The sequence below is a fragment of the Adlercreutzia sp. genome, from assembly GCF_056795635.1.
This window is the reverse complement of the sequence record NZ_JBQIIT010000038.1, coordinates 4015-8287: the sequence shown is the minus strand read 5'-3', so window position 1 is coordinate 8287 and position 4273 is coordinate 4015. Positions and strand designations below refer to the sequence as shown.

General features: G+C 63.2%; 4 protein-coding genes. 1 reads left to right on the top strand and 3 read right to left on the bottom strand.

The features are described from left to right. On the top strand, positions 1-1582 hold a 1582-nt coding region (locus ACTOXK_RS11555), incomplete at its 5' end, for a YhgE/Pip family protein (protein ID WP_482279956.1). A gap of 11 nt (positions 1583-1593) precedes the next feature. Here the strand turns inward: ACTOXK_RS11555 and ACTOXK_RS11550 are convergent. The 3 genes from ACTOXK_RS11550 to ACTOXK_RS11540 all read right to left on the bottom strand — a co-directional run bounded on the left by ACTOXK_RS11550 (position 1594) and on the right by ACTOXK_RS11540 (position 4242). Next, positions 1594-1914 (bottom strand): hypothetical protein, encoded by a 321-nt coding sequence (locus ACTOXK_RS11550; RefSeq protein WP_482279955.1) that lies wholly within the window; start codon positions 1912-1914, stop codon positions 1594-1596. Positions 1915-2090: 176 nt separating this feature from the next. Next, positions 2091-2456 (bottom strand): hypothetical protein, encoded by a 366-nt coding sequence (locus tag ACTOXK_RS11545; RefSeq protein ID WP_150839634.1) that lies wholly within the window; start codon positions 2454-2456, stop codon positions 2091-2093. 214 nt (positions 2457-2670) lie between these two features. Next, the gene (locus tag ACTOXK_RS11540; protein ID WP_217951748.1) at positions 2671-4242 is read right to left on the bottom strand and encodes an FAD-dependent oxidoreductase; all 1572 of its coding nucleotides are present in this window, start codon (positions 4240-4242) and stop codon (positions 2671-2673) included. Positions 4243-4273: the final 31 nt, after the last annotated feature.

The window sequence follows — 4273 nt, the reverse complement described above, 5'->3', positions numbered from 1 at the left end:
GGATCGGCTGGATGAGGCCATCGGCGAAGTGGAGGCGGCTGCCGATCAGGCCGGGGCCTATGCCGATCTGGTAGGCTCCACCGACTCGCTCGTGGCGGCCACCGGCTCCATCTTGAAGGAGGCCGCCGACGCGCCGGACGAGACGACGCCTTTGGTGAGCGAGGCGCGCGACGGCCTGGCGGGCGCCCAGGACGGCCCGACCAGCGCGGCAGATGCGGCGCAAAAGGCGCTCGACGCCGCCGATGCGAGCTACGATGCCGTGTCCCAAGCAGCCGATGGCGCCTTCGACACCATGAAAAAGGACCCCGTGGCCGCGGCCGAAGTGCTGGGCAGCACCGCAAGCGATGTGCAGTCGCTGCAGCAGGCCTACCAGTCGATGCGCGATACGCTAGCCGCAGCCGATCCAAGCAGCCCGGCCCTGGCCGTCCTCGACCGGGTCATCGCGCAGCTAGAAACCTTGGAGGGAGGCCTGCAAGCTGCCGAGGCGGCGATCGGCAAGGACGCCGCTACGCTCGATGAGGAGCACCAAAAGGTGACCGATATCATCGGGAAGGGGAAAGAAGCGCTCGATGCCTCGAAGGCCACCTACAACGATCAGCTGAAAGGCGAGCTCGAGGGCCTTTCAGCCAGTCTGCAGAAGGTGGGTGACGACACCTCGACCCTGGCAGCTTCCCTGCAAAGCACCGCCGCAGGCCTCGGTGACTCCACCGACTCCCTCGGCGCGAGCTTGCATGCGGCCGAGGAATCCCTGCGCAAAACGGCCGACACGCTGCGCGCCGCCGCCGACCAACTGACCCAGGCCCGCGACGATCTGCACCAGGCGCTGAACACCGGCGACATCGACGAGGTACGGCGCATCATCGGCAACAACCCGGCCGCTATCGCCCAATTCATCGCCGCCCCGACGAAGCTGGAGCAGCACACCGTGTACCCCATGGCCGACAACGGCAGCGCCATGAGCCCCTTCTACACGTCGCTGTGCCTGTGGATCGGCGCCATCTTCATGGTGGCGCTCATGAGCGTGACCGTCTCGCCGGCACGCCAGCAAGCGCTCTCGAAGAAGTTCGGTCGCGCGCCCCGGCCCGCCGAGCTGTACCTCGGCCGCTACGGCGTGTTCGGACTGATCGGCCTGGCCCAGGCGCTTATCGTGGGGCTCGGCAACGTGTTCTTCCTCGGCGTGGAATGCGAGCATCTGGTGCTGTACCTGGCCGCCTGCTGCCTGGCTTCCGTGGTATTCACGAACCTCGTGTATACCCTTACCGTCAGCTTCGGCAACATCGGCAAGGCCATCGCCATCATCGGGCTGGTGCTGCAGCTGGCCGGCTCCGGTGGCCTCATGCCCGTGCAGATGCTGTCGGCGCCGCTGTTCGATGCCATCTACCCCTGGCTGCCCTTCGCCCATTCTATGCCCGCGCTGGAAGGAGCCATGGCCGGCATCTATGGCAACCAGTACCTCGTGCAAATGGGACTGCTGGCCGCCTTCCTCGGACCGAGCCTCATTCTGGGTCTCGTCTTGCGCCGCCCCGTCATGCGCCTGAACGACTGGGTGCTCGCCAAACTGGACGAGACGAAGTTCCTGTAGATCTTGCAGTCCTAGCCGCAGTGAGCGTGGGCTATCAGATCGGCCATCTCGACAGCGGTCTTCGTGGCGATATTGGCCTGGGCAGCGAGCTTCTTATCGTGGGTGACCAGGTAACGCGCCTTGCAGAGCTCGCAGGCGGCGAGCACCGAGCCGTCCTCGTAGTCGGAGGTGATTTCGCGATAGTGCCGGGTCAACCACGCTGTCCGATCGTCCATGGGAATCGAGACCGCCAAGTCGGTCATGTGCTCGACGCACTGCCAAGCGAAGTCGTTGATGGAACGCGCCGTGCTCTCGTCGACAACGCCGCCGTTTTCACGCGTAAGCTGCCTCACGTGCTTCCCTAAAATGTAGAACACATCTTTCACCGCGTCAGCGGGAATAGACAAATTGGCACTGTACTTCTCGGCTGTATTAATGAATTGAACAGCCGGCTCATGAAGTGGTCGATCAGGGAGATAAAAGTCAGCCCAGATATTCTTGTCAACGACAATGGAATTCTCGCCAATCATCACCAAAGCCCCCTTTCGACCATCTTCTCCATCTGTGCCTCGTACACCAATTCCCTCAGTTCCTCGTTCGTTTCCGCATAATGTGAAAGCCCGTGGGAAATACCGAGAGAATTGTAAAAGTCCCTGGTCTGTGCTTGGAAGTCTAAGATCGCCTGGACTCGCTTCTCGCCTTCGCTCACGGAGGCATCCTGCTCCGAACCGACGAGCGACTGCAGCAGGCTCTCCGACTCGTCGTCGTAGCGAGCGGCGCACTCGTAAAGCCGCCGCATGGCGTCTGACGGCGTGATGCCAAGACGGGCGAACCGCTCGTCGCCCCGCCGTTTTAGCTCCGCATCGATACGAAAGTTCATCTGCGCATTCGGCATAGGCCCTCCCTTGCTCGATATTGATAGCAGTATAGCATAGAATCTTCCCGATGTCGCTACGCCAAGGGAACCGCCGAAAAAACGGTGCGCGAGCCCGGGAGGGGGGACTCGCGCACCGCTAAGGGAAGGCTTTGGAAACCGCCGGGCTTGCGCCCCGGGCCATCGCCAAGCCGCAGGGCCGGGGCGTCTCGGAGCCGCGGGGGTCGGATCGTCGCTAGGCGCCGGTCACGTAGGCGTGGGCGGTCTGGGCCGCGGTACGGGCGCTGTTCACACCGTGGCAGGTCATAGAGCCGTTGATGTCGATGCCGTACATATTGTTGTACAGCATGCCGCCGTCGGCACCCACAGCGAACAGATTCGGGAAGGCCTGGTCGCGGCCGGGTTTCTTCACGCGGAACTGACGGTCGGTCTTCACGCCGCCGGAATACAGACCCTCTAAGGCGCCGCGGATGAGGCCGCAGTAGAACGGCGGGTTCTCAATGGCCATGAGGTATTGGGCGTCCTTACCGTAGTCCTCATCCACGCCCTTGGCCACCATCTCGTTGTACTGCTTCACTTGAGCCAGGAACAGCTCCCTATCAACTCCCATGACATCAACGAGCTCCTCCAGAGTGTCGGCCTGGTAGGCATCGTCTCCCGACGCCACCATATCGGCCCACAGCTGGGCGCATTCCTCGTCGCCGTCCATCATGGCCTCCAGAATCTTCGCATCGTAGATGGCCCAGCAGGTGCCGCCGGCTAGGCGCACTGGCACGTTCTGCAGCTCGAAGTTGTGGGTGTAGGTGGAGCAGGCCTCGTCGGAGAAGCGCTCGCCGTGAATATCGACCCACAGGCTCGGGCCGCCCCAGCACAGCTTGTCCCAGATGGGGCCCCAGGGGCCGGCCGAACCGATGATGTTAGTACAACCGAACGCCGGAGCGCCGTGCTCGATGCCGCCAGCCTTGATCATCATGGTCACGCCGTCGCCATAGTGACCGGGGGTGCCGATGATGCGGATGTCGGACAGGTCGATGCCGAGCTTGGCCATGCGGTCCTCGTCCTCGCCGAAGCCGCCGGTGCCCACGATGACGGCCTTCGCGTTGATCTTGATGGTGTCGCCGTAGGTATCGGTGGCATACACGCCGGCCACGGTACCGCCCTCGCCGAGGATAATCTCGCGAGCGCGGGTGTTCAGACGCAAGTTCACACCGTATTCCGCCAGCTTCTTCTTCATGAAGGGGAAGTACCCGATACCGGCCGCGCCGCCCTTGTAGACGTAGTCGAAGCTGAACTCGGCGCGGTAGCGGCCCTCCTTGTACATGGCCAGGTACGCCGGATCCAGATCCTCCACGGCCTCGTACTGCACACCGCAGTCGATGAGCCATTGCACGTTCTCGGCTGCGTGGCTGATCATATCGCGGATGAACTGCTGGTTCACCGTGTAAGACTGGGCGTCGGCCTCGTAGCGCACCATCTCGCCGAGCGTGGCCTCTCCCGAATTGGGATGCAGCCCGTAGGCGTTGGTGCACTCCACACCAGTGCCGTTGCCGCCGAGAGCCGACTGCCCCTCGATGAGCAGCACCTTATCGCCCAACTCGCCAGCCTGCACCGCTGCCGCAACACCGGAGAAGCCGCCGCCCACAACCAGGATGTCGCAGGAAATCTCCTCGGTGACCTGACTCGCCCAGTCTTCCTCTTCCTCCTCGGCGGCCAAGGCGCGCTCAGGGGCGGCCACGCCCGCCAGGGCCATCGCTGCGCCAGCCACACCAGCTCCGAACAGGAAGTTCCTTCTCGTCAACTCTGCCATGGTATATACCTCTTTTCGATTGAAGCGTTTG